The 24,085-nt window shown below is 45.6% G+C and carries 24 protein-coding genes; 23 read left to right on the plus strand and 1 reads right to left on the minus strand.

Going from position 1 to position 24,085, the window contains the following annotated elements; genetic code table 11:
* The first annotated feature begins 108 nt into the window (after positions 1–108).
* The 11 genes from gyrA to K5X84_RS05960 all read left to right on the plus strand — a co-directional run bounded on the left by gyrA (position 109) and on the right by K5X84_RS05960 (position 11,777).
* Positions 109–2,748, plus strand: a complete 2,640-nt coding sequence (gene gyrA / locus K5X84_RS05910; protein ID WP_222236935.1) for a DNA gyrase subunit A — start codon at positions 109–111, stop codon at positions 2,746–2,748.
* On the plus strand, positions 2,745–3,830 hold the full coding sequence (gene serC / locus K5X84_RS05915; RefSeq protein ID WP_222236936.1) for a 3-phosphoserine/phosphohydroxythreonine transaminase: 1,086 nt from the start codon (positions 2,745–2,747) through the stop codon (positions 3,828–3,830). Before gyrA ends, serC begins: the two co-directional genes overlap by 4 nt.
* Positions 3,831–3,861: 31 nt before the next feature.
* Positions 3,862–4,965 carry a histidinol-phosphate transaminase gene (gene hisC, locus K5X84_RS05920; protein ID WP_222236937.1) on the plus strand — a complete coding sequence of 368 codons (1,104 nt, stop codon included), beginning with the start codon at positions 3,862–3,864 and terminating at the stop codon, positions 4,963–4,965.
* The gene (aroA, locus tag K5X84_RS05925) at positions 4,958–6,247 is read left to right on the plus strand and encodes a 3-phosphoshikimate 1-carboxyvinyltransferase (RefSeq protein WP_222236938.1); all 1,290 of its coding nucleotides are present in this window, start codon (positions 4,958–4,960) and stop codon (positions 6,245–6,247) included. Before hisC ends, aroA begins: the two co-directional genes overlap by 8 nt.
* Positions 6,248–6,344: 97 nt before the next feature.
* A complete protein-coding gene (cmk, locus tag K5X84_RS05930; RefSeq protein ID WP_054488516.1) occupies positions 6,345–7,037 on the plus strand; it encodes a (d)CMP kinase in 693 nt (230 codons plus the stop codon).
* Positions 7,038–7,151: 114 nt separating this feature from the next.
* Positions 7,152–8,831 (plus strand): 30S ribosomal protein S1, encoded by a 1,680-nt coding sequence (gene rpsA, locus K5X84_RS05935; protein WP_054487632.1) that lies wholly within the window; start codon positions 7,152–7,154, stop codon positions 8,829–8,831.
* A gap of 37 nt (positions 8,832–8,868) precedes the next feature.
* Positions 8,869–9,150, plus strand: coding sequence for an integration host factor subunit beta (locus K5X84_RS05940; RefSeq protein ID WP_054487634.1), 282 nt, complete (start codon positions 8,869–8,871; stop codon positions 9,148–9,150).
* Positions 9,151–9,224: 74 nt separating this feature from the next.
* Positions 9,225–9,485: a lipopolysaccharide assembly protein LapA domain-containing protein gene (locus K5X84_RS05945; RefSeq protein ID WP_054487637.1), complete on the plus strand. Its 261-nt coding sequence runs from the start codon at positions 9,225–9,227 to the stop codon at positions 9,483–9,485.
* Positions 9,486–9,491: 6 nt separating this feature from the next.
* The gene (gene lapB / locus K5X84_RS05950; RefSeq protein ID WP_054487639.1) at positions 9,492–10,649 is read left to right on the plus strand and encodes a lipopolysaccharide assembly protein LapB; all 1,158 of its coding nucleotides are present in this window, start codon (positions 9,492–9,494) and stop codon (positions 10,647–10,649) included.
* A 3-nt stretch (positions 10,650–10,652) separates the two neighbouring features.
* Positions 10,653–11,348: an orotidine-5'-phosphate decarboxylase gene (pyrF, locus tag K5X84_RS05955; RefSeq protein ID WP_222236939.1), complete on the plus strand. Its 696-nt coding sequence runs from the start codon at positions 10,653–10,655 to the stop codon at positions 11,346–11,348.
* Positions 11,349–11,456: 108 nt separating this feature from the next.
* Entirely contained in the window at positions 11,457–11,777 is a 321-nt protein-coding gene (locus tag K5X84_RS05960) for a ComEA family DNA-binding protein (protein ID WP_054487643.1), read from the plus strand.
* A gap of 73 nt (positions 11,778–11,850) precedes the next feature.
* On the opposite strand, the gene rne is transcribed toward K5X84_RS05960, so the two are convergent.
* Entirely contained in the window at positions 11,851–14,748 is a 2,898-nt protein-coding gene (rne, locus tag K5X84_RS05965) for a ribonuclease E (protein ID WP_244994831.1), read from the minus strand.
* A 452-nt stretch (positions 14,749–15,200) separates the two neighbouring features.
* Between rne and rluC the strand changes: the two genes are divergently transcribed.
* The 12 genes from rluC to mltG all read left to right on the plus strand — a co-directional run bounded on the left by rluC (position 15,201) and on the right by mltG (position 24,084).
* Complete coding sequence (gene rluC / locus K5X84_RS05970; protein WP_054487645.1) at positions 15,201–16,148, plus strand: 23S rRNA pseudouridine(955/2504/2580) synthase RluC; 948 nt, start codon at positions 15,201–15,203, stop codon at positions 16,146–16,148.
* Positions 16,149–16,163: 15 nt separating this feature from the next.
* Entirely contained in the window at positions 16,164–16,826 is a 663-nt protein-coding gene (locus tag K5X84_RS05975; protein ID WP_222236940.1) for an HAD-IA family hydrolase, read from the plus strand.
* Positions 16,823–17,419 carry a Maf family protein gene (locus K5X84_RS05980; protein WP_222236941.1) on the plus strand — a complete coding sequence of 199 codons (597 nt, stop codon included), beginning with the start codon at positions 16,823–16,825 and terminating at the stop codon, positions 17,417–17,419. Before K5X84_RS05975 ends, K5X84_RS05980 begins: the two co-directional genes overlap by 4 nt.
* A 51-nt stretch (positions 17,420–17,470) precedes the next feature.
* The gene (yceD, locus tag K5X84_RS05985; RefSeq protein WP_054487650.1) at positions 17,471–17,998 is read left to right on the plus strand and encodes a 23S rRNA accumulation protein YceD; all 528 of its coding nucleotides are present in this window, start codon (positions 17,471–17,473) and stop codon (positions 17,996–17,998) included.
* A gap of 16 nt (positions 17,999–18,014) precedes the next feature.
* Positions 18,015–18,185 (plus strand): 50S ribosomal protein L32, encoded by a 171-nt coding sequence (gene rpmF, locus K5X84_RS05990; RefSeq protein ID WP_011234590.1) that lies wholly within the window; start codon positions 18,015–18,017, stop codon positions 18,183–18,185.
* Positions 18,186–18,193: 8 nt separating this feature from the next.
* Positions 18,194–19,219 carry a phosphate acyltransferase PlsX gene (plsX, locus tag K5X84_RS05995; protein WP_054487652.1) on the plus strand — a complete coding sequence of 342 codons (1,026 nt, stop codon included), beginning with the start codon at positions 18,194–18,196 and terminating at the stop codon, positions 19,217–19,219.
* A gap of 16 nt (positions 19,220–19,235) precedes the next feature.
* Positions 19,236–20,198, plus strand: coding sequence for a beta-ketoacyl-ACP synthase III (locus K5X84_RS06000; RefSeq protein ID WP_054488521.1), 963 nt, complete (start codon positions 19,236–19,238; stop codon positions 20,196–20,198).
* A gap of 10 nt (positions 20,199–20,208) precedes the next feature.
* Positions 20,209–21,129, plus strand: a complete 921-nt coding sequence (fabD, locus tag K5X84_RS06005; RefSeq protein ID WP_222236942.1) for an ACP S-malonyltransferase — start codon at positions 20,209–20,211, stop codon at positions 21,127–21,129.
* Positions 21,130–21,145: 16 nt separating this feature from the next.
* Positions 21,146–21,883, plus strand: coding sequence for a 3-oxoacyl-ACP reductase FabG (fabG, locus tag K5X84_RS06010; RefSeq protein ID WP_054487656.1), 738 nt, complete (start codon positions 21,146–21,148; stop codon positions 21,881–21,883).
* A gap of 117 nt (positions 21,884–22,000) precedes the next feature.
* Positions 22,001–22,240, plus strand: coding sequence for an acyl carrier protein (acpP, locus tag K5X84_RS06015; RefSeq protein ID WP_011234585.1), 240 nt, complete (start codon positions 22,001–22,003; stop codon positions 22,238–22,240).
* Positions 22,241–22,294: 54 nt separating this feature from the next.
* Complete coding sequence (pabC, locus tag K5X84_RS06020; RefSeq protein ID WP_222236943.1) at positions 22,295–23,080, plus strand: aminodeoxychorismate lyase; 786 nt, start codon at positions 22,295–22,297, stop codon at positions 23,078–23,080.
* On the plus strand, positions 23,077–24,084 hold the full coding sequence (mltG, locus tag K5X84_RS06025; RefSeq protein WP_222236944.1) for an endolytic transglycosylase MltG: 1,008 nt from the start codon (positions 23,077–23,079) through the stop codon (positions 24,082–24,084). The genes pabC and mltG overlap by 4 nt, the downstream gene beginning before the upstream one ends.
* Position 24,085: the final 1 nt, after the last annotated feature.

Raw genomic sequence — 24,085 nt, forward strand, 5'->3', positions numbered from 1 at the left:
CCTCAGGCAAAGAATAAGAAAAAGAGGGTGCGAGACGCGTTTGGGATGGGTACAATGATTGGATCAAAATAACAATGAATATGCGGATCTATATTTAGGGAATAAACTATGAGCGATCTAGCCAGAGAAGTGTCACCGGTAAATATTGAAGACGAACTGAAAAGTTCGTACCTCGATTATGCCATGAGCGTCATTGTTGGGCGTGCTTTACCTGATGTCCGTGACGGCCTGAAGCCAGTACACAGACGTGTCTTGTTCGCAATGAACGAATTGCGCAACGACTTTAATAAACCTTATAAAAAGTCAGCGCGTGTTGTCGGTGATGTGATTGGTAAATATCACCCTCACGGAGACAGCGCAGTTTATGACACGATTGTTCGTATGGCGCAGGACTTTTCATTGCGTTATATGTTGGTTGATGGTCAGGGGAACTTTGGTTCTGTTGACGGAGACTCAGCCGCGGCGATGCGTTATACCGAAATTCGCATGGCAAAAATTGCTCACCAGCTATTAGCCGACCTGGACAAAGAGACCGTTAATTTTGTCGATAACTACGACGGTACAGAGCGTATTCCTGATGTATTGCCAACCCGCGTTCCGAACCTCTTAGTGAACGGTTCCTCGGGTATCGCGGTTGGTATGGCAACTAATATTCCACCTCATAACCTGACGGAAGTTATTGACGGCTCACTGGCGATGATTGATAACCCGGATATTGATGTTGAAGGGTTAATGGAATACATCCCGGGTCCGGACTTCCCAACAGCAGCGACAATTTCAGGTCGCAGCGGTATCGTTGAAGCTTATAAAACCGGTCGTGGTCGTATTCATTTGCGCGCTCAGGCGGAAGTGGAAGTCGATGAGAAAACGGGTAAAGAAACCATCATTGTTACGGAAATTCCGTATCAGGTGAATAAAGCCCGCTTAATTGAAAAAATAGCTGAACTGGTTAAAGAAAAGCGCGTTGAAGGTATTAGTGCTTTACGTGACGAGTCTGACAAAGACGGTATGCGTATCGTCATTGAAATTCGTCGTGGCGATGTTGGCGAAGTTGTTCTTAACCATTTGTATGCTAATACCCAGTTACAGGTTGTGTTTGGCATTAATATGGTTGCCCTGGATAAAGGTCAGCCGCGTCTGTTTAACCTGCGCGATATGCTGGATTGCTTCATTCGCCACCGTCGTGAAGTGGTTACCCGCCGCTCAGTCTACGAATTACGCAAAGCTCGTGAACGTGCTCATATCCTGGAAGGTCTGGCGATATCGCTGGCTAATATTGACGAAATTATTGAGCTTATCCGTCGTTCACCCACGCCTGCTGAAGCTAAAGCTGGGCTAATTGCCCGCGCATGGCAGCTGGGTGATGTTGCTTCAATGCTGGAAACCGCCGGTGTTGATGCTGCGCGTCCTGATCATCTGCCTGAAGAATACGGCATTCGGGGTGACAACTATCACCTGACGGAAGAACAGGCTCAGGCCATTTTGGATTTACGTCTGCATAAACTGACTGGTTTAGAGCACGAAAAAATTCTGGATGAATACAAAGGCCTGTTAGAACAAATTGCTGAACTGCTGCATATTCTGAACAGTTCAGAGCGCCTGATGGAAGTAATTCGTGAAGAGCTGGTTGAAATACGCAGTAACTTTGGTGATGAGCGTAAAACCGATATTACCGCCGCTGCACATGACATCAGCATGGAAGACTTAATCAACGAAGAAGATGTTGTTCTGACGCTTTCTCACGAAGGTTATGTGAAGTATCAACCGTTGACTGAGTACGAAGCTCAGCGCCGTGGTGGTAAAGGTAAAGCCGCCACTAAGATGAAAGACGAAGACTTTATTGAAAGACTGTGGGTAGCGAACACGCATGACACCATTTTATGCTTCTCAACCCGTGGTCGTATTTACTGGATGAAAGTTTACCAGTTGCCGCTGGCAAGTCGTGCTTCTCGAGGCAAGCCTATCGTCAACTTGTTACCGCTTGAAGCCGACGAACGTATTACCGCTATTCTGCCAACACGGGATTACCCGGAAGATAAGTTCGTTGTTATGGCTACCCGTAAAGGGACCATTAAGAAAACGCCATTACCAGAGTACTCACGTCCTCGTAACGGCGGAATCATTGCACTGAACCTGGTTGATGACGATGAACTGATTGGTGTTGATATCACTGACGGCAGCGGCGAAATTATGCTGTTCTCTGACGCTGGCAAAGTGGTGCGCTTCGCGGAAGAGCAAGTGCGTTCAATGGGTCGTACAGCAACCGGTGTTCGTGGTATTCGTTTGGAAGAAGGACAGCGTGTTGTATCACTGATTGTTCCTCGCGAATACGAAGAGGAAGAAGCGAATGTATTAACCGTGACTGAAAACGGTTACGGCAAACGTACACCGCTAAGTGAATATCCGGCTAAGAGTCGTGCGACCAAAGGTGTTGTCTCTATTAAGGTCAGCGAGCGTAATGGTTCCGTTGTCGGCGCCATGGAAGTTATTGATGGCAATGAGATCATGCTTATCAGTAATAAAGGTACTCTGGTCAGAACGCGTGTTAATGAGGTCTCAACCGTTGGTCGTAACACTCAGGGCGTACGCTTAATTCGTACAGCTGATGACGAAAAAGTGGTTGGCCTGCAGCGCATTGATGAAATTGACGAAGATGAGTCTCTCATCGACGGCGAAGTCATTGCTGAGGAAGGCGAAGTCTCTTCTGAGGATAGCTCTGAAAATCAAGAGGGTTCCGACGAGTCATGAGCCAGTTGTTTAACTTTTCTGCCGGACCGGCAATGTTGCCGGTCGAGGTGTTGAAGCAAGCTCAGGAAGAGTTATTGAACTGGAATGGGCAGGGTGTATCGGTGATGGAAATTTCCCACCGTGACCCTGCTTATGTCCATATGGCACGTGAAGCTGAGCAAGATCTGCGCGACCTGTTAAATGTACCGGACGACTACGAAGTACTCTTTTTACAAGGCGGAGGGCGTGGTCAATTCTCTGCGGTTCCACAGAATATCGCGTTACCGGATGCTACAGTAGATTACCTGGATACAGGAATATGGTCTGGTTTTGCTATCCGTGAAGCCGAAAAGTTCGTTTCCAGAGTGAATATTGCCGGGCAAGTTCAGGAAGGCGCTAAAGGCAAGGAAATTCAGTCTCCAGAAAACTGGAAGTTGTCTGAGAATGCTGCCTATTTTCATTACTGTCCTAATGAGACGGTCGATGGTATTGCGCTGCATGAGATCCCTGACGTTAAAGCACCCATTGTGGCTGATATGTCATCAAATATCCTCTCTGAACCCCTGGATGTCTCAAAGTTTGGTGTTATATACGCCGGCGCTCAGAAGAATATAGGCCCTTCAGGCTTTGCGATTGCTATCGTCAATAAAAAGCTTTTGGGTCAACCGCAGAAGCAAGTCTCATCTATTATGGATTACCAACTCCAGGCTAAAGACGGGTCTATGTACAACACGCCCAATACCTTTGCCTGGTATCTGGCAGGGTTGGTTTTCAAGTGGTTAAAAGCTCAGGGCGGATTAGCGGCTATGGGCGAACGTAACCATCGTAAAGCCCAACTTATCTATGACTTTGTTGATGCTTCAGATTTTTACAGAAACAACATTAATCCTGCTTACCGTTCGATCATGAATGTGCCTTTCCAGTTAGCCGATGACAAACTCGATGCCGACTTTTTAGCCGGTGCTAAAAAGGAAGGTTTATTAGGGTTAAAAGGGCATCGCTTTGTTGGTGGCATGAGAGCCAGTATTTATAACGCAATGCCGGTGGAAGGCGTAGAAGCATTGCTAAGTTATATGGCTGATTTTGAACGTAAGCTTGGCTAAATAAATAGAATAAAAAAGGTAGTGAATCGCTATGGCAGAATTCAACGCATTAGAACTGGTTAATCCCGGAGTTAAACAATTACGTCCGTATCAGGCGGGCAAGCCAACATCCGAATTGCAGCGTGAGTTAGGTTTAAAACACGTGGTTAAGCTGGCTTCAAACGAAAACCCATTGGGCTTGAGTGAAAAGGTCAAAACGGCTCTGGAAGCTGAGTTAACAGATTTAGTGCGTTACCCCGATGCTAACGGTTATTACCTTAAAAGTCGTCTGGCAGAACTTAACGAGGTCGGTACGCAACAAATTACTCTGGGTAACGGTTCTAACGATGTTTTAGAGATTTTAGCTCGTACCTTTGTGTCAGATAAAGACGAAGTTATTTTCTCTCAGCATGCGTTTGTGGTGTATCCGCTGGTTACTCAGGCTATTGGCGCAAAACCTGTTGCCGTTCCTGCGGTAGATTATGGCCATGACCTTGATGGTATGGCTAAAGCCGTTACCGATAAAACCAAGATGATTTTTATTGCTAACCCTAATAATCCAACGGGTACATTTTTATCGACTTCTGCACTGAAAAGCTTCATGGATAAAATACCGCAAAATATTATCGTGGTTCTTGATGAAGCTTATTACGAGTATGTGCCAGAAGAAGAGCGGGCGCCATCGGTTGAGTGGATAAAAGATTACCCTAACCTGGTGGTTAGCCGAACCTTTTCTAAAGCCTATGGGTTAGCCGGTTTACGCGCAGGTTATGCCGTAAGTCATGAGAGCGTAGCCGATCTTCTTAACCGTATTCGACAGCCATTCAACATGAATTCGCTGTCACTTAAAGCGGCGGAAGTGGTACTGGATGATCATGCCTATTTGCAAAAAGCCGTTGAGTTAAACGCACAGGGCATGAAGCAGCTAACTGAGTTTTGTGAAGAATTAGGCCTTAACTATATTCCTTCTTATGGTAACTTTTTGACCATAGAAGTCGGGCCCGATGCCGAGAAGCTCTATGACGAACTTCTGCATGAAGGCGTTATTGTACGTCCTGTTGGTGGCTATGAGTTGCCTAATCATTTACGTGTCAGTATTGGCCTGCCTGAAGAAAACCAGGCTTTTATTAAGGCAATGAAAAAGCTGCGTGGTTAATTCTATTCATTTGGAGCCGCGACAGCATTGTCGCGGTACTGTCACTTTACCCGGCTCAAAAAGTATTGCTAACCGGGCACTGCTTATGGCCGCTTTATGCCAGACTCCCGTAACCTTACACAATTTACTGGTCAGTGATGACACCAGTCGTATGCGTGAAGCTTTGCTTGCTCTGGGTGTTAGCTTTAAAGACGATGAACTTACAACTCAGGTTGAAGGTTTAGGTGGTCATTGGCGTCAGGCTTCCTCTGAACTTTATTTAGGTAATGCTGGAACAGCGATGCGACCGCTTATTGCCGTGTTATCAGCGACGGCAAAAGAAGAGCAGGCACCTATGGTTCTGAAGGGCGATGCCCGAATGCATGAACGACCGGTTCAACACTTAGTTGATGCTTTGCAAATGCAGGGAGCGTCAATTGATTACTTGGGCGAGTCGGGCTTTCCACCACTCGCTATTTCACAAGGTTTAGCCCCGGGCAAGTTTGAAATTGATGGCTCAGTATCCAGTCAGTTTATTTCGGCGTTACTTATGGCGCTTCCTCTGTTGCCCGGTGATTCAACCTTAACGCTAAAAGGCGAGGTGGTTTCCCGACCTTATATTAACTTAACTCTGCAAATGCTGGCGGACTTTGGTATTTCGGTAAAAGAGGAGTCTCCTCAATGCTATGTCATTGCCGGAAAACAAGTTTATCAGTCGCCCGGAGAATACTGGGTAGAAGGTGATGCCAGTGCGGCCTCCTACTGGATGGCTGCAGCATTATTAGGGGGAGGTCCGGTTGAGATAATAGGCGTCGGTAAAAACTCGATACAGGGCGATAAACGTTTTGCTGAGGTAATAGAGCAAATGGGAGCCTCTGTGGCTTACCAGGACAACAGCATAACAGTTACCGGAACGGGAATAGTCAAAGGCATCGATCAGGACTTTAACGATATTCCAGATGCGGCGATGACGGTTGCACCATTAGCACTTTTTGCTGATAAACCTACAACCATTCGTAATGTGGCTAATTGGCGCGTTAAAGAAACCGATCGCCTGTACGCTATGGCAACAGAATTGCGCAAACTGGGTGCCCTAGTAGAAGAAGGGCGAGATTACCTCTATATAGAACCGATTAAGAACTGGCAACACGCGTGTATTGATACTTATGATGATCACCGCATGGCAATGTGCTTTTCACTTGCGGCGTTTTCACCTGCCGGCGTTACGATCAATGATCCGGATTGCTGCGCTAAGACCTATCCCAACTATTTCTCTGAGTTTTCACGGCTCTGTCACAGTTAACTCATAGACTTGCTGACTTTGATTAATGCAATTTTTTTACAAATGCGTATAATTGCGCGGCTAAATGCTGCGTAATGCAGAGCAATTAGAGGATTTTATGGCAACTCATATTCCAGTCATTACGATTGACGGGCCGAGTGGGGCAGGAAAAGGAACGATAAGCCGACTACTGGCAGAGAAGCTAGGTTGGCATTTGCTGGACAGCGGCGCGATTTATCGCGTGCTGGCGTTAGCGGCTTTGCATCACGATTTTACGCCGGAAGATGAAGAAAGTCTGGTGGCTTTAGCGGCGCACCTGGACGTGAAGTTTGAAGCAGAAGAAGAACGCTCATTAACGCATATCATTCTTGAAGGTGAGGACGTCACCATGACGATCCGAACTGAACAGGTGGGTAATATGGCCTCTAAAATTGCCGCTCTTCCAAGAGTGCGAGAAGCGCTTCTTCGCCGTCAGCGTGGCTTTAAAGAGCTTCCGGGGTTAGTAGCCGATGGGCGCGATATGGGAACCGTTGTGTTTACCGATGCCGATGCCAAAATCTTTTTGACGGCTTCAGCCGAAGAGCGCGCAAGGCGACGCTTTGAGCAATTGAAGGAAAAAGGTTTTGATGCTAACATTGATCAATTAGTGAACGAAATAAAAGAACGAGATGATCGAGATACGAATCGCTCGGTGGCCCCACTAAAGCCAGCCGAGGATGCGTTATATCTGGATTCCACCGATACGCCGGTAGACGACGTGTTGGAACAAGTATTGATGTTTGCTCATAGCAAACTCTCAAAGGCTAGCTAGGGTCATGTGACCTTAATTAGGCGTCTGTTGTAAGGAAGCAAACAGACTTTTTTAATAACCCCGCTGTATACGGAAGTTCAGTGGACGTCTTATTTATAAGCGAAGTTAATCACTATGTCAGAAAATTTTGCAGAATTATTTGAAGAAAGCCTAAAGGAAGTTGAAACACGCCCGGGCTCCATTGTTAAAGGTACTATCGTTGCCATCGAAAAAGATTTGGTCTTAGTAGACGCGGGTCTTAAATCAGAAAGCGCGATTCCAGCAGAACAGTTCCGTAATGCAGAAGGTGAATTAGAAGTCAGCGTCGGTGACGAAGTTGATGTAGCCCTTGATGCAGTAGAAGACGGCTTTGGTGAAACCATTCTGTCTCGCGAAAAAGCGAAACGTTACGAAGCATGGCTGCAGCTTGAAAAAGCACACGAAGACAATGCAACCGTTATCGGTATTATTTCTGGTAAGGTTAAGGGTGGCTTCACAGTAGACTTAGGCGGCGTTCGCGCATTCTTGCCTGGTTCACTGGTTGATGTACGTCCAGTACGTGAAACAACGCACCTGGAAAACAAAGATTTAGAATTCAAAGTTATCAAGCTTGATCAAAAACGTAACAACGTTGTTGTGTCTCGCCGTGCTGTTATCGAGAAAGAGAACAGTGCAGAGCGTGAAGAGCTGCTTGAAAACTTGCAAGAAGGTCAGGAAGTTCAGGGTATCGTTAAGAACCTGACTGACTACGGCGCATTCGTTGATTTAGGCGGCGTCGATGGCTTATTGCACATTACTGATATGGCTTGGAAACGCGTTAAGCACCCAAGTGAAATCGTAAACGTTGGCGATGAAATCACTGTTAAAGTATTGAAGTTTGATCGTGAGCGCACTCGTGTATCTCTTGGCCTTAAGCAATTAGGCGAAGATCCATGGGCAGATATCGCAAACCGTTACCCAGAAGGTCACCGTTTAACTGGTCGTGTTACGAACTTGACTGATTACGGCTGCTTCGTTGAAATCGAAGAGGGTGTTGAAGGTCTGGTACACGTCTCAGAAATGGACTGGACTAACAAAAACGTTCATCCTTCTAAAGTGGTTAACCTGGACGACACTGTTGAAGTTATGGTTCTGGAAATTGACGAAGAACGTCGTCGTATTTCACTAGGCCTTAAGCAGTGCAAACCTAACCCTTGGGAAGAGTTTGCGAAGAACCACAATAAAGGCGAGCAAGTTACTGGTAAGATCAAGTCAATCACTGACTTCGGTATCTTCATCGGTCTTGACGGCGGTATTGATGGTTTGGTTCACTTGTCAGACATTAGCTGGAACGCTACTGGCGAAGAAGCCGTTCGTGACTACAAAAAAGGTGAAGAAGTTACCGCTGTAGTTATGCAGGTTGATGCTGAACGTGAGCGTATCTCACTAGGTATCAAGCAGCTTGAAGAAGACCCATTCAATAACTACCTGGCAGCCAATAAAAAAGGTGCTATTGTTACAGGTACAGTTACTGAAGTAGACGCTAAAGGCGCTAAAGTTGAATTAGCTGAAAGCGTTGAAGGCTATGTTCGTGCAGCAGACATCTCACGTGAGCGTGTTGAAGATGCAAGCACTGAATTAAGCGTTGGTGATTCTATTGAAGCTCGCTTCATGGGCGTTGATCGCAAAAACCGTACTCTGAGCTTGTCTATCAAAGCGAAAGACGAAGCAGAAGAGAAAGAAGCGGTTGAAAGCGTCAACAAGCAGCAAGAAAGCGGCGGTCTTAACAGCGCAATGGCTGAAGCCTTTAAAGCTGCAAAAACTGACGACGAATAATTTCCTGCACTTACGCAGTTGATTAGAGGAGGTAATGATGACTAAATCAGAGCTGATTGAAAGGTTAACTTTGAAACACGAGTTACCTCCTAAGCAGGTTGAAGCTTCGGTAAAAGAAATTCTTGAACAGATGGTGCAGTCCTTGTCACAAGGCAAGCGCGTAGAAATTCGAGGGTTTGGAAGCTTCTCTCTGCATTATCGGGCTCCTCGTGTAGGTCGTAACCCAAAAACGGGTGAAGCCGTTGAATTAGACGGTAAGTATGTACCGCATTTTAAGGCGGGCAAAGAACTTCGCGAGAGGGTCGATACGTTAAGTTAGTTTTTAAGCTCGATTGATAAAAACGGCATGCTATACTGGCATGCCGTTTTTTTATAACTAACAGGTAAGCGATTATGCTGAAGAAGCTGCTTATTCTCATTCCTGTATTACTCATATTTCTTTTAGCAATGGCTTTTGGTGCCCAGAACCCACAAACTGTTATTGTGAATTTGTTGGTACTGCAAACTGAAATGGCTGTTGCATCATTACTGGCTATCTTTTTTGGTAGCGGGTTTGTTGTTGGTATTCTCCTACTTTTCCTGTCGAGTCTGTCCTGGCGTTATCGTTACAATCGCCTGCTTAGACGCGTCAATAAATTGGATAAAGAGAGTTAATAGCTCATGCTAGAGCTTCTTTTCCTGCTTCTACCAATTGCTGCTGCCTATGGCTGGTTCATGGGTCGTAACAGTGTTCGCACAGAAGAGCGGAAAGAACAAAAGCGATTTTCTAAACAGTACGCCACTGGTATCAACCTTTTATTATCAGACCAGCCAGACAAAGCTGTAGATTTGTTTGTCGAGCTATTGGATGTTGATAGCGAAACCATTGAAACGCACTGGACTTTAGGGAAGCTATTCCGTCGCCGGGGCGAAGTAGACCGGGCAATAAAAATTCATAAAAATCTGACATCACTTCCTAATTTATCCGAGCACGACCGTTTAACAGCTATGTATGAGTTAGGAAAAGATTACCTTTCTGCCGGAATTTACGATCGCGCTGAACAGATGTTTGCGGGTTTGCAAAGTTACAAACTGTTTCGGGAAAAGAGCCAAAAGCACCTTCTGGAGCTGTACGAATCTACCCATGAGTGGGATAAAGCCATAAAGATTGCCTTACGGCTGTCTAAGCAAGACCCGGAAGCTCGAGTGGTTCTGGCGCAACTTTATTGCGAACTTGCTGAGTTAGATGACAATACCACCAGTAAAGTAAAGCATTACAATAAAGCATTAAAACATGATGATAACTGTGTTCGCGCCGTACTTTCCCTGGGTAAAATCTATATGAATGAAGGGCGGTATAGTGAGTCTATTAATTATCTGACCCGGGTATTTGAACAAGATAAGTCGTTTGTTTGCGAAACCATACCGTTGCTAGAGGAAGCTTTTGAAAAGACTTCTGATACTCATACGTTTATCGAATTTCTCCATACTTGTGTCGAACAGAACGCCGGAATAACGGCAGCAATTACACTGGCCGAAAAAATTTGCGAATCTCAAAGCATTGAAGATGCCGAGCACTTTATGACTCAGGTGTTAGAGCAGCATCCAACGATGCGAGGGTTCCATTATTTAATGGGGCTTCACATCCGGGCCGCTGATGTTGGTAATGCCCGTGACAGTCTTCGTAGACTGCAGAAAATGGTGCACGAACACATAGTGCAGAGGCCAAATTATAAGTGCCGTCATTGCGGTTTCTCAGGGCATACTTTGTATTGGCGTTGTCCTTCCTGTAAGAGTTGGTCAACAACAAAACCTATTTTTGGACTAGATGGTGAATAAGACATGGCATTGCCGAAAATATATGTAGCTTTAGATTGCCAGACACAAGAAGAGGCTGACCAGTTAGTCAGCAGGCTTCCTTCCGGGCAAGTTGGACTTAAAGTTGGAAAGGAGTTGTTTACCTCTATTGGCCCTGAATGGGTACGCAAGCAAGTAGAACAAGGTTTTTCCATCTTTCTGGATTTAAAATTTCACGATATTCCCAATACAGTTGCTAAAGCTGTCACTTCGGCGGCTAAAATTGGTGTTGATATTGTCAATGTCCACGCCAGTGGCGGAAGTGACATGATGAAAGCGGCTAAAGATGCGCTCGAGCCTTTCGATAACCCACCATTGTTAATTGCTGTAACGGTGCTGACCAGTATGAGTGATGCAGATCTTGCTGATATTGGTATTCAGGTAACGGCAGAACAACAGGTACTCAATTTAGCTAGGTTGACGCAGAAAGCAGGCTTAGACGGTGTGGTATGCTCTGCACAAGAAGCGCGCATGCTTAAAGATGCACTGGGGGAATCATTTAAACTGGTTACGCCGGGTATAAGACCTGCCAATAGTGCAACGGACGATCAGAAACGAGTAATGACCCCTAAGGAAGCTATGCTTGCTGGTGTTGACTATATGGTTATCGGGCGTCCTATCACGCGCTCAGAAAACCCTGAAGAGACCGTTGTAGAAATTCTGGCTTCCATAGGAGAGTAACCTACTTAACGCCTGGTAATGTCGTAATCTCGCCAGATGGTAAAAAAGTTCGGCTATAGTATCTCTACTGCAGTGACGCAGTGACTTTATCGAAAGGGAATAGATACTATGAAGCTAAAATTATTATCCATACTATTAGGAACATCACTCTTTTGGGTTTGCGGTGCACAAGCGGGCTCAATGCCGGTTACAGCAACTGCATCACCAGTAGTGCAAGATACCAACGTAAAAACTGTCAACATTAATACCGGCTCTGCTCAGGAAATTTCCGACGTTCTGGTTGGTGTCGGCGTGAAACGAGCCGAGCAAATTATCGAGTTACGTGAGCAATTAGGTGGCTTTACAGAAGTTGAGCAACTACTTGATGTGAAAGGTATAGGCGCAAAAACCTTAGAAAAAAACCGCGCATTCATTACTATTAAGCAGTAAGAAACTTAAACTCCAGAGATAAAAAAAGGTCGGTAGCGTATAACTACCGACCTTTTTTGTTGCTTAAATACCCTTAGTCACATTTCGCCATTTCAGCATAAGAACTGGAGCGAGCCTGAGAAATACTCGCTACACGACTGTCCTTAGTAAAATCCTGGCGACTGGTCGCTTGTGCAATAGGTAGCGCTTTGAAATCTTCAGTGCGCTCTATTGCCGTAGCTTTAGTCATGGCCGAAAAGGATGAGCCGCTCAAAGAACGGTTTGGTATAACGGCCTCGGCCTTACCTTGTTGCTTGCGTTTTTGACCCGCAGCACGCTGGTGGCGAGGAGAACGGCGAGAGCGATCCCGACCTTTCTTTTCTTCGTTTGCTTTGGGCTCAGTGTCTTCTTTTGCTGGCTCTTCTTCTACGGCCTTGGCCTTTGGCGCTTCATGAGACGCTTCAGGTTCAGCTGCATCAGCAGGCTCTGCTGGCGTAGGTGCTTCAGCTTTCTCAACAGCCGTTTCAGCTTTATCTTCAGACTGAGGCGCATTATCGGAAACGGCTTCTTTTGCCTTTTCTTCTTGCTCCACGCTTTCCTGCTTAGCTTTTTCTACCGGAGGAGCTGTTGGCTGCTCTTCATGCTTTTCGTCATCAGCTGTTTTAGACTGAGCCTGATTTTGCACGAGTTCAGCAGCTGCCTGAATGCGTGGATCAAGCACCTTATCAGAAATGGCTTTGTTTTCAGCTTTACCGGAGCTACTTTGCTGTGCCGGTTTTTCTTTTGCCGCTGTTTGCTTTTGAGAGCTATTGTCGGTACTGACCTGCTCAGTACTTTGCTCCTCTTGCTTAGCCTCTTTTGCTTTTACTGTATCGCCGGCAGATGAAACTCTAACCGACTTTTCAATAGGTTTACGCTGACGGCGAGGCTTATCCTGAGGAGCTTTTGGCTCTTTGGATTTTTCTGGCTCAGCCGCAGTACTCGCTTGATCGTTCTTAGCCGCTTCAGTTTTTGGTGTCTGGTTTGCTTTATTACTGCGTCCACGACGTCTGCGGTCATTCCGGTTACGTGTGTTGCGAGTGCCTGCATCATCACGTGAATCGGTCGACTTCTCTTCAGCTGTAGAAGCCGCTTCTTTGCTAGGCTCATCCTTGTTAGCTGTAGACTGATTGCGACCCCGTTGCTGACGGTTACCAGAACGACGGTTACGGCCTCGACGTTGCTGATTCCGTTGATTTTGCGAAGTTCTTTGTTTGTTTTTATTTGCTTCCGCCTGGCTTTCTGTTTCATCGGAACCAAATAAACCTGAGAACCAAACTTTCAAACGAGTCAGTAATGATGGTTGAGCTGGTTTTTTAGCTTCAACTTTTGGCGCTGGGGTAGGCGCTGCGCTCGGAGCCTGAAGGCCTTTTAATGCTGGCTCCTCAAACTTAGCTTTATCCTGGGTCAGGGTAATAGAAACTGTAGACTCTGTTTGCTCTGGTTTTTGCACCAACTGAAAACTTGCTGATTCAGGAACTTCGTCATCACGAATTCGTAAAACTTCAAAATGCGGTGTTTCCAGGTGATGGTTTGGAATAATGACGATTTTAACGTTATGGCGTTTTTCAATATGGTTAACCGATTGACGCTTTTCGTTTAACAAATACGTGGCTACGTCAACTGGCACCTGTGAATGAACCTGAATGGTATTGTCTTTAATCGCTTCTTCTTCAATCAAACGTAAGATTGAAAGTGCTAAAGAGTCACTTGAACGTATGGTTCCCTGACCGTTACAACGAGGACAAACATTGTTTGCAGACTCGCCCAGTGATGGGCGCAGGCGTTGGCGCGACATTTCCATCAAGCCAAACCGTGAAATACGGGCAACCTGAATGCGAGCTCTGTCTTGAGACAGACTATCGCGCAGGCGGTTTTCCACATCGCGTTGGTGGCGAGAAGGCGTCATATCAATAAAATCGATAACAACTAAGCCACCCACATCACGAAGGCGCAACTGACGCGCAATTTCTTCTGCTGCTTCAAGGTTAGTCTGCAGTGCCGTCTCTTCGATATCTCCGCCTTTAGTGGCGCGAGAGGAGTTAATGTCGATAGAGGTTAAGGCTTCTGTCGGATCGATAACAATTGAACCACCGGACGGAAGGCGAACTTCGCGTTGAAAAGCTGATTCAATTTGGCTTTCAATTTGATAGTGACTGAATAGCGGAACGTCACCTTCATATTGTTTTACTCGTTGCAGAAAGTCCGGACGAATTAATTGTATGTGTGTGCGTACCTGCTCGTATACTTTCGGGCTATCAATAAGCACTTCGCCGATGTCACGGCGTAAGTAGTCCCGCAGAGCACGGAAAATAACATTACTTTCCTGGTGAATAAGGAAAGGGGCAGGGCGTTCATCGGCGGCTTTACTAATAGCTTCCCAATGGTTAAGTAAGACGTTTAAATCCCACTCTAATTCTTCCTTAGATTTCCCTACGCCAGCTGTACGAACAATGAGCCCCATTTCTTTAGGCACATTCAGTTCTGATAAAGCTTCTTTAAGTGCTGAGCGCTCGTCGCCTTCAATGCGACGTGAAATACCGCCTGCGCGAGGGTTATTTGGCATAAGTACCAAATAACTGCCCGCTAAAGAAATAAACGTGGTTAAGGCGGCGCCTTTTTGTCCGCGTTCTTCTTTATCAATTTGAACAATAACTTCCTGACCTTCTTTAACCACGTCTTTGATATTCGGGCGGCCCTGGAAGGTATAACCTTGTGGGAAGTAGGTTTTTGCGATTTCTTTAAGAGGAAGGAAGCCGTGGCGGTCAGCGCCATAATCAACGAAAGCCGCTTCAAGGCTAGGCTCAATACGAGTAATTTTGCCTTTATAGATGTTGGCTTTCTTTTGTTCGTGACCAGGGCTTTCAATATCTAAATCGTAAAGGCGTTGGCCGTCAACCAACGCTACACGCAATTCTTCTAATTGCGTGGCATTTATTAGCATTCTTTTCATTACTGTGACTCAATTCTTTGGGCCACAATATGACACGCCCCTATGGCGATCGTGCAATTATCGAATTCGTCTGTCGCTGCAGGCCCTTTGGGACCTGCGTTACCCGTCATCTACAACGTGTAACTAAAATGAGTTTGACTGTGCCGATAACACCAACTGTTCGGTGTCATATTGTCGCTAAATTTTACGTCTGCAATCGATTATTAAACAAAGCGTGTTCGATGTGCTGTGTTCTTCTCCGTGCCATCAACATCTCGGGCAAGTCTCTTTTTAAACTTTAAAACCGTATGCTGATGTGGATAATGCGTCGCTCTGTTACTTCGACTGCGCGAAATATATTCTTCGTCTGCCATCTTCGATGGACTTTGACACTTAATTATTTCATGAAAACCACTGAAAATACAAGCAACAATTTCTCTGTTGAATCCTGCAGATGATGGTAAAATGGCGTTATGAAAACGATACAACAAGAAGTCCGCTGGCACACCGTCTCTGCAGACGAGTCGGGGCAGCGAATAGACAACTTCCTAATTGCGCAATTACGCGGTGTGCCTAAGTCATTGGTATACCGAATTGTACGTAAAGGTGAAGTGCGCGCGAATAAAAAGCGGATAAAACCTGATTATAAGCTGAAGGAGGGCGATCTTATTCGTATCCCTCCGGTTAAAGTCAGCGAACGCCCGGATTTACCGTCAGCTAATTTAGAGCAGGTAGCGGCGCTTGAACATGCCATTTTGTACGAAGATGACGCACTGATGTTAATTAATAAACCTTCAGGTGTTGCAGTGCATGGTGGTTCGGGCTTGCAGTTCGGTCTAATTGAAGGGCTTAGAGCCTTACGCCCTAAAGAAAAGAGCTTAGAGCTGGTACATAGGCTGGACAGAGATACCAGCGGCTTGTTGTTGGTTGCTAAAAAACGTTCGGTGTTGCGAAACTTGCATGAACAGTTGCGCAATAAAGAAATGAATAAGCAATACCTGGCATTAGTTCGGGGGCAATGGCAAAAGCGGGTTCGCAGTGTTGAAGCTCCGCTAAAGAAAAACACATTAAAGTCCGGTGAACGAATTGTACGTGTTGATGCGGAAGGTAAAGCCTCTTTAACCCGTTTTCGTATCCAGCAAAGGTATAAGGAAGGGACATTAGTAGAAGCTTCTCCTGTTACCGGAAGAACTCACCAAATTAGAGTGCACGCACTGCACGCCGGACATCCTATAGCAAAGGACCCTAAATACGGTGACGCGGATTTTGATAACACAATGTCTCAAGTTGGCTTAAAGCGTTTGTTTTTACACGCCTGGCAGTTACGCTTCCTACATCCTGTTACGGCTAAAGAAGTTGCTTTTGAGGCACCGCTGGACGACAACTTACAAGAAACATTAAAGCGACTGACTCCCCAATAATATGGACAGCTTATAATGATGTACGATAAGCGACTTATTGTGTTTGACTGGGATGGCACCTTGATGGATTCGATAGGCCGAATTGTGTCGTCTATGCAGAACACCGCCCGGCATATTGGTTTGCCCGTTCCAACCGATGTTGCCGTTAGAGATATTATTGGTTTGAGCCTTGAGCCGGCCATTGAGAAGTTGTTTGGTGTGCTTAACCCAGTAGAGTTGGATGGCTTTTTAGTCCAATACCGTGATGAATATGTCGATTTAAATCCCACACCGTCGCCCTTATTCAATGATGCGAAAGCTGTCTTGTCTCAGCTCACAGATTCGGGTCTTCAGCTGGCCGTGGCAACGGGAAAAGCTCGCAGAGGCTTACAGCGAGTTTGGTCAGAAAGCGAAACCGAACATTACTTTGTAGCTTCCCGGTGTGCAAGCGAGACCCGGGGTAAACCTGACCCTCAAATGCTTTATGAGATAATGGATGAATTAAACGCTCATCAGGAAGAAACAGTCATGGTTGGCGATTCGGTTCATGATATGAAAATGGCTATTGCAGCAGGTGTGCATCCTGTTGGTGTTAGTTTTGGTGTACATAATGCAGAGAGATTACGTGAGGCAGGTGCTGCTTTGGTTGTAGACTCATTAACAGAGCTCAGTGACAGACTTATAAAGGAGAGACCATGACATTACCGTTAATCCTTGGTTCAGGTTCTAAATACCGTCGTGAAATTTTAGATAAACTGCACTTGAAGTACGAAGTTGTTAAGCCCGATATTGATGAGTCTGCAATCACTTCCGAGAGCCCACAACAGTTGGTAGGGCGTTTAGCTGAAGCCAAAGCCCGTGCAGTTGAAAAGCTCATGGCTCATAAACAGGCGGTTATTATTGGTTCCGATCAGGTTGCAGTTTGTGACGGACAGATACTAGGAAAACCCGGTAATGCTGAGAATGCCGTTAAGCAATTACTGGGGTTTGTTGGTAAAACCGTTACTTTTTACACCGGTCTGGCAGTACTGAACACCGCGACGGAACAGTGCGAAGTGAGAGTGGAACCTTTTAACGTAGAATTTCGACACTTAAGTGAAAACGAAATTGAGCGCTACGTCGAGTTGGAAGAGCCATTTGATTGTGCCGGGAGTTTTAAAAGTGAAGGCCTGGGTATCAGTTTATTTAACAGTTTGAAAGGGAATGATCCCAACACATTAATTGGGTTACCGGCCATTGCCTTATTGGATATGCTGAGAACTCATAAAATTAACCCTCTAAATAAGGAATAACGACAGATTTCCCTTGTCACTAAGGTGGAACTTCGTTAACATTCGCGCGCTATGCAAAACGTTCGTATTCCCGTAACAGTAGATCCAGTCAAAAGTGCCAATAAGAAAGTGGTATATGACGGGGTTGTGCCTGGAAAAACAATGACACGACTTCAGGAAAGCCTGGTTGAACCATGCCCGGACCCTGAGGCCAGCGTTGAGTTTGGAATTGATGAACAGGGCATTAGCTATTTTACAGGGAAAGCAAAAGTTGCTGTAAAAGTACTTTGTGAACGCTGTAATACGCCCCTGGCAGTTGATATTCTGGCGCAATTTGCGTATGCTCCTGTCACTAAGCGGCAGGTGGCAGATGACTTTCCTGATAGCTATGAAGCTATTGAGGTAAACGATTTTGGGGAAATTAACTTGCATGGGCTTGTTGAAGACGAATTAATTCTGGCTATGCCATTAGCTCCTAAGCACGACGCTAAGGCATGTCAGGTGGATCGTGATGCGATGACGTGGGGCGAAATTGACGAATCAGCTGCTGAAGAGTCTGAGAACCCGTTTGCCGTATTACAAGAATTGAAGCGTAAATAATCAGGAGATAGCGTAAATGGCTGTTCAAAAGAGTAAGAAAAGTCGTTCAAGACGCGACATGCGTCGTTCACACGATGCGATAGACGGCCCAACACTGTCGGTTGACTCAACTACGGGTGAAACGCATCGTCGTCACCACGTAACAGCCGACGGTTATTATAAGGGTCGTAAGGTCGTTAATAAGTAAGACAGGCCATGCCTGAACTGAACATAGCGATTGATGCAATGGGGGGCGATAATGGCCCCTCTATTGTTATAGAAGCCCTGGAAAAAGCGGTTCATCAGTATCCTGATGTTAAATTCACCGTTGTCGGGCATCAGCATGAACTCACCCCGTTGCTTGAAAAGCATCACTTAAACTCTCATCCGGCAGTAAAACTCATTCATGCAGAGCAAATCATCGAAATGGATGATAAGCCTGGGCAGTCTTTACGCAGCAAACCAGAATCCTCCATGCGCATTGCTCTTAATACACTAACAGAGGGCGATTGCCAGGCTATGGTAAGCGGGGGAAATACCGGCGCGCTGATGACTAACGCCTATTTTACTTTAAAAACCTTGCCCGGAGTGTTACGCCCGGCGTTAATGACAGCACTGCCGAATCAAACCGGTGGTAAATCGTATCTATTGGACTTGGGCGCCAACGCAAGCTGTGACTCGGAAACATTATTTCAATTTGGTGTTATGGGAGCTGTAGCTGCGGAGTATCTTTCTGGAGTGCCTGCCCCAAAAATTAGCCTTCTTAATATGGGCGAAGAGGACATTAAAGGTAACGATGTAGTGCGGAATGCGGCCGCGCGACTCGCACAATGCGACCACGTCAACTATATTGGTTTTATTGAAGGTAATCATTTATTCAGTGGACGTGCCGATGTCGTTGTTTGTGATGGCTTCGTGGGTAATATTGCACTGAAAAGCTGTGAAGGTCTTGCAACTTTCATTATTGAGCAGATGCGGGAAACGCTTAACTCACATTGGTTGTACCGATTCTTCTTCCGTTTTCTACAAAAACGAACGCACAAGTCCTGGGATAGGCTGAAGCCCGACCACTACAATGGTGCGAGTCTGATAGGATTGCGGCATGTCGTGATAAAAAGTCACGGTAGCGCTAGCGCCGGCGCTTTCTATAGTGCAATTCAGCAAGCCGTCGCAGAAGCGCATGAACAGCTTCCTGAACGAATTAAACATCGTGTCGAAGCAGTCTTATCAGAACAGCTGTAATCAGTTAAGTAGCGCTATGACTTATTCAAAAATTGTTGGTACCGGGCATTATCTTCCGGAACAACGACTGACCAATGAAGAACTCTCGAAACGCGTTGATACCTCCGATGAATGGATAACCGAACGTACGGGTATCAAGGAACGACGTATTGCGGGAGCTAACGAAACGGCCGCAACAATTGGGTTTGAAGCCGCTAAAGAAGCCTTAGCTGCGGCTCAACTGAATCCACAAGATGTGGATATGATAGTGGTTGCGACCACTTCTGCAGAACACGCATTTCCAAGTGCTGCATGTGAAATTCAGCGTATGCTGGGTATTACATCCATTCCCGCGTTTGATGTCGGAGCCGCATGCTCCGGTTTTATTTATGCACTTTCTGTTGCCGATCAATTTATTAAAAGTGGTCAACATCGCCGTATACTGGTGATAGGAGCCGACGTTCTTGCCCGGTTGTGTGATCCCGATGATCGCAACACTCTGGTACTTTTTGGTGACGGGGCCGGTGCTGTCATACTTGAACAAAGTGACTCCCCCGGTATTCTCTCAACTCACTTGTACAGCGCCGGTGAATACAGCCACTTATTAGGTGCGAAACAAGCCCCCAGAGGTACTGAAGGTAGTGCAGAAAGCGCCTGGATGTATATGAAAGGTAACGAGGTTTTTAAAGTTGCCGTTGCTAAGTTGAGCAGTTTGGTTACCGATACTCTGGCAGAGAATAGATTACAGGCGCAGGACCTGGACTGGCTAATACCTCACCAGGCAAATTTGCGTATCATTAAAGCAACAGCAAAGAAATTACATATGCCGATGGAGCGAGTGGTTATTACTTTGGATAAAACCGGTAATACTTCTGCGGCATCGGTGCCAATAGCACTTGACTGGGCGGTCAAAGACGGACGTATAAAACGCGGCCAAAAATTATTGTTAGAGGCCTTTGGTGGTGGTTTCGCCTGGGGCTCTGCGCTGGTTCAATATTAAGAGGGTAATTATGACTAAAACGGCATTGTTATTTCCGGGACAAGGGTCACAAAGCGTTGGAATGTTAGGCGATTTATCGAACGACTTTGCCTTAATTAAAGAAACATTTTCTGAAGCAAGTTCAGTTTTAGATTACGACCTATGGGAACTGGTTCAACAGGGACCGGAGAAGAAACTTAATGATACCCAGCGCACACAACCAGCTTTACTGACCGCTAGCGTTGCTTTATACCGTGTCGCTAAAGAAAAAGGCCTTGCCGATGTGAGCGTTATGGCGGGGCACAGCCTAGGTGAATATTCAGCACTTGTTTGCGCGGGAGCTCTTGGTTTTTCTGATGCGGTTAAATTAGTCGCTTTACGCGGTCAATTTATGCAACAAGCCGTTGCTGAAGGTGAAGGCGCTATGGCTGCAGTAATTGGCCTGGAAGACGCTGACATTGAGAAGATTTGCCTGGAGCAAGCGGCAGGACAGGTGGTCACTCCGGTGAACTATAACTCACCGGGTCAGGTTGTTATAGCAGGGCACGCAGAAGCAGTAGCCCGAGCTGCAGAAGCTTTAAAAGAAGCCGGTGCTAAGCGTGTATTACCATTACCTGTCAGCGTTCCGTCGCATTGTGCTTTAATGCAGCCGGCAGCCAGTCAATTGGGTGAAGCGTTAAAGTCGGTGAAGCTACAGCAACCACATACAGCGGTTATTAATAACGTCGATGTCGCTGTAGCCGATAGTGAAGACGCCATTAAAGATGCATTGGTACGTCAGCTATATTGTCCGGTGCGCTGGACAGAAACTGTGGAACAGATTGCCCAAATGGGTGTCGAAACAGCTTATGAGGTTGGACCGGGCAAAGTGCTTACCGGTCTGAATAAGCGTATTACGAAGTCTTTTGGTTGTAGCGCACTGAATACGTTAGACTCTTTAAACTCACTTTAATTAATAGGTTATTAACGTGCAAAACTTTGAAAATAAAGTCGCATTGATTACCGGCGCAAGCCGCGGAATAGGAAAGGCCATAGCAGAAAATCTAGCCAGTCAGGGCGCCAAAGTTATTGGTACTGCAACATCCGATAAAGGTGCAGCCGCAATTTCAGAATACCTGGGGTCTAATGGTGAAGGTTTAGCGCTGGACGTTACTGACGCGGAGAGCTTGCAGCAGACCATAAAAGATATTGAAAAGAAGTACGGTTCTATTGATATTCTGGTTAATAATGCGGGTATTACTCGTGATAATTTAATGATGAGAATGAAAGATGACGAGTGGGATGCCGTACTAAACACCAATTTGTCAGCGGTATTTAAGGTTTGTAAAGCGGTGGTGCGTGGTATGATGAAACGCCGTAATGGGCGTATTATCAACATCAGTTCAGTTGTTGGTACAACCGGAAACCCCGGACAGGTAAACTACTGTGCAGCTAAAGCTGGCTTGGTTGGTTTTAGCAAAGCTATGGCGAAAGAAGTTGCTGCACGTGGCATCACGGTAAATTGTGTGGCGCCAGGTTTTATTGATACTGACATGACCAAGTCGCTGAATGATGAACAAAAACAAGCTATTTTTGATAATATTCCGGCAGCGCGCTTAGGCGAGCCAAGGGAAATTGCTGCTGCGGTAGCATTTTTAGCATCGGAAGGTGCAGCTTATATCACTGGTGAGACCATTCACGTTAATGGTGGTATGGCTATGGTTTAAGAGGTTAGCGGTACGACCTCTTAACTTTATGCTATTTTTTACTTTATTAATGGGGCTGGTTTCACTACACTACAGCCAATTTTCACTCTCGCGATGACTATTTGAGGGATTTTATAAATGAGTACTATTGAAGAACGCGTAAAGAAAATCATTGTTGAACAGTTAGGTGTTAAAGAAGAAGAAGTTAAGCCTGAAGCGTCATTTGAAAATGACTTAGGTGCCGACTCTTTAGATACTGTTGAACTGGTAATGGCTTTGGAAGAAGAATTTGAAACTGAAATTCCAGACGAAGAAGCTGAAAAAATTAAAACAGTTCAGTCAGCAATCGATTACGTAAATAATCATTCTAACGACTAATTTGTCGTTGAACGTGATATAAAAGGCGGAGCCACTGGTTCCGCCTTTTTTGTTATGACTATACGTAAAATACTACTTAATAATGTGTCTTATCACTGCTCAGAGCTCGACAGAGGTCTGCAATTTGGTGATGGCCACTTCACCACCATGCGCATTGTTAATGGTGTTCCTCTCTTTATTGAACGGCATCTTGAAAGACTTTCAAATACGAACCAACGTCTCTTTATAAACCATTCGAGTTTCGACTCTTTGGCTGAGCGCATAAAAGTTGCATGCTCAGGTGTAGAGAAGGGTGTTTGTAAAGTTATACTTACCCGGGGTAACGGTGGCAGAGGCTACCGCTTTTCTGATGATTGTATTGCTAACGAATACATTCAGGTAAGTGACGCTCCGCCAGCAGTCGGCACTGTTCATATGGGAGTTGCGACATTAAGGTTAGCTCAGCAACCCGAGTTAGCTGGCTTGAAAACGTTGAATCGGCTGGAGCAAGTATTATTAACGAGAGAGTGCAGCGCTTCCCGTTATGATGATTTGCTGGTTTGTGACTCAAGCGGACATATTGTAGAGGCGATACAAGGCAATGTGTTCTGGTTTAAAGAGGGCCAGTGGTTCACACCTGACCTCAGCGCTGCTGGTATCAACGGTATTATTCGACAACTCATTATTGATGAAAAGTTATTAGCACCTTTAAACATTGGTTGTTACCCATTAAATGAACTTGCCGGAGCTGAAAAAATAATCGTTACCAATAGCGTTAGAGGCGCTGTCACCGTCACTCAGTTTAATGATAAAGTAGTGGCCAATGATGAATTACCCTCAGTATTAGAACAGCTTATATGAAAAAAATACGTTTTACTTTTTTGTTCGTTATTGCCGCGTTAGCTATTTCAGCTGTTCTTGTTTTTGTTTCCGGGCGTTGGTATTTATCGCAGCCTATTCAAGGTGAGTCTGCAACTCCTTTGTTGCTCGACTTCAGAGGCGGAGAAAGTGCCAGAACGGTAACTGCCAAAGTAACTGAACACTTCCAGGGTGGGCATCCGCTAGTCAGTTATCGTATTAGTCAGGTTTTCGCAGATATTGATCACCTGCAGGCAGGACTGTATGAAATAGACGGACAGCAAAGCTGGTTTGATATTTGGAAAATGCTTAGCCAGGGCAGAGAAAAGACATTTACCGTCACTCTGGTAGAAGGCTTAACTTTTAATCAGTGGTTGGCTCAATTAAAAGAGCAGCCTTATTTGGTCAGTAAATCTTCTGATCTAAATGATTCAGAACTCAAACAAACCTTAGGTATTAAAGAGCCCGCTATTGAGGGTGTACTGTTGCCCGAAACCTACAGCTACAGAGCGTACACCACAGACATTTCAATATTAAAACAAGCTTACCTTTCTATGCAGACTGTATTATCAGAAGCCTGGGAGCAGCGGTCAGACAGGTGTCCTGTAGGCTCACCGTACGAATTACTGATATTGGCCTCAATTATTGAAAAAGAAACGGGACTGGCTGACGAACGTCCTATGGTTGCAAGTGTTTTTGCTAACCGTCTGGAAATTGGTATGCGGTTACAATCTGATCCCACGACAATTTATGGTATTGAAGATTTTGACGGTAATCTGACGCGAGCTCACTTGCGCGAGAAAACCGCTTATAATACCTATCGAATTAACGGGTTGCCGCCAACACCAATTGCGATGCCGGGAAAAGCATCCATTGAAGCCGCGGCTAACCCGGTGCGATCACCTTACTATTATTTTGTGGCGGATAAGTCGGGTGGACATGTTTTCTCAGAAACACTGGAAGAACACCAGCAGGCTGTTCGCCGTTATCAACTGAATCAAGAGTAAT

Origin of the sequence: Idiomarina abyssalis (assembly GCF_019797805.1) — a bacterium.
GTDB classification, from domain to species: domain Bacteria; phylum Pseudomonadota; class Gammaproteobacteria; order Enterobacterales; family Alteromonadaceae; genus Idiomarina; species Idiomarina abyssalis.

Bases quoted from the DNA above. Each gene is read 5' to 3' on its own strand.
- gyrA (WP_222236935.1), top strand. From the start codon at position 109: ATGAGCGATCTAGCCAGAGAAGTGTCACCGGTAAATATTGAAGACGAA.
- serC (WP_222236936.1), top strand. From the start codon at position 2,745: ATGAGCCAGTTGTTTAACTTTTCTGCCGGACCGGCAATGTTGCCGGTC.
- hisC (WP_222236937.1), top strand. From the start codon at position 3,862: ATGGCAGAATTCAACGCATTAGAACTGGTTAATCCCGGAGTTAAACAA.
- cmk (WP_054488516.1), top strand. From the start codon at position 6,345: ATGGCAACTCATATTCCAGTCATTACGATTGACGGGCCGAGTGGGGCA.
- rpsA (WP_054487632.1), top strand. From the start codon at position 7,152: ATGTCAGAAAATTTTGCAGAATTATTTGAAGAAAGCCTAAAGGAAGTT.
- K5X84_RS05940 (WP_054487634.1), top strand. From the start codon at position 8,869: ATGACTAAATCAGAGCTGATTGAAAGGTTAACTTTGAAACACGAGTTA.
- K5X84_RS05945 (WP_054487637.1), top strand. From the start codon at position 9,225: ATGCTGAAGAAGCTGCTTATTCTCATTCCTGTATTACTCATATTTCTT.
- lapB (WP_054487639.1), top strand. From the start codon at position 9,492: ATGCTAGAGCTTCTTTTCCTGCTTCTACCAATTGCTGCTGCCTATGGC.
- pyrF (WP_222236939.1), top strand. From the start codon at position 10,653: ATGGCATTGCCGAAAATATATGTAGCTTTAGATTGCCAGACACAAGAA.
- K5X84_RS05960 (WP_054487643.1), top strand. From the start codon at position 11,457: ATGAAGCTAAAATTATTATCCATACTATTAGGAACATCACTCTTTTGG.
- rne (WP_244994831.1), bottom strand. From the start codon at position 14,748: ATGAAAAGAATGCTAATAAATGCCACGCAATTAGAAGAATTGCGTGTA.
- rluC (WP_054487645.1), top strand. From the start codon at position 15,201: ATGAAAACGATACAACAAGAAGTCCGCTGGCACACCGTCTCTGCAGAC.
- K5X84_RS05975 (WP_222236940.1), top strand. From the start codon at position 16,164: ATGATGTACGATAAGCGACTTATTGTGTTTGACTGGGATGGCACCTTG.
- K5X84_RS05980 (WP_222236941.1), top strand. From the start codon at position 16,823: ATGACATTACCGTTAATCCTTGGTTCAGGTTCTAAATACCGTCGTGAA.
- yceD (WP_054487650.1), top strand. From the start codon at position 17,471: ATGCAAAACGTTCGTATTCCCGTAACAGTAGATCCAGTCAAAAGTGCC.
- rpmF (WP_011234590.1), top strand. From the start codon at position 18,015: ATGGCTGTTCAAAAGAGTAAGAAAAGTCGTTCAAGACGCGACATGCGT.
- plsX (WP_054487652.1), top strand. From the start codon at position 18,194: ATGCCTGAACTGAACATAGCGATTGATGCAATGGGGGGCGATAATGGC.
- K5X84_RS06000 (WP_054488521.1), top strand. From the start codon at position 19,236: ATGACTTATTCAAAAATTGTTGGTACCGGGCATTATCTTCCGGAACAA.
- fabD (WP_222236942.1), top strand. From the start codon at position 20,209: ATGACTAAAACGGCATTGTTATTTCCGGGACAAGGGTCACAAAGCGTT.
- acpP (WP_011234585.1), top strand. From the start codon at position 22,001: ATGAGTACTATTGAAGAACGCGTAAAGAAAATCATTGTTGAACAGTTA.
- pabC (WP_222236943.1), top strand. From the start codon at position 22,295: ATGACTATACGTAAAATACTACTTAATAATGTGTCTTATCACTGCTCA.
- mltG (WP_222236944.1), top strand. From the start codon at position 23,077: ATGAAAAAAATACGTTTTACTTTTTTGTTCGTTATTGCCGCGTTAGCT.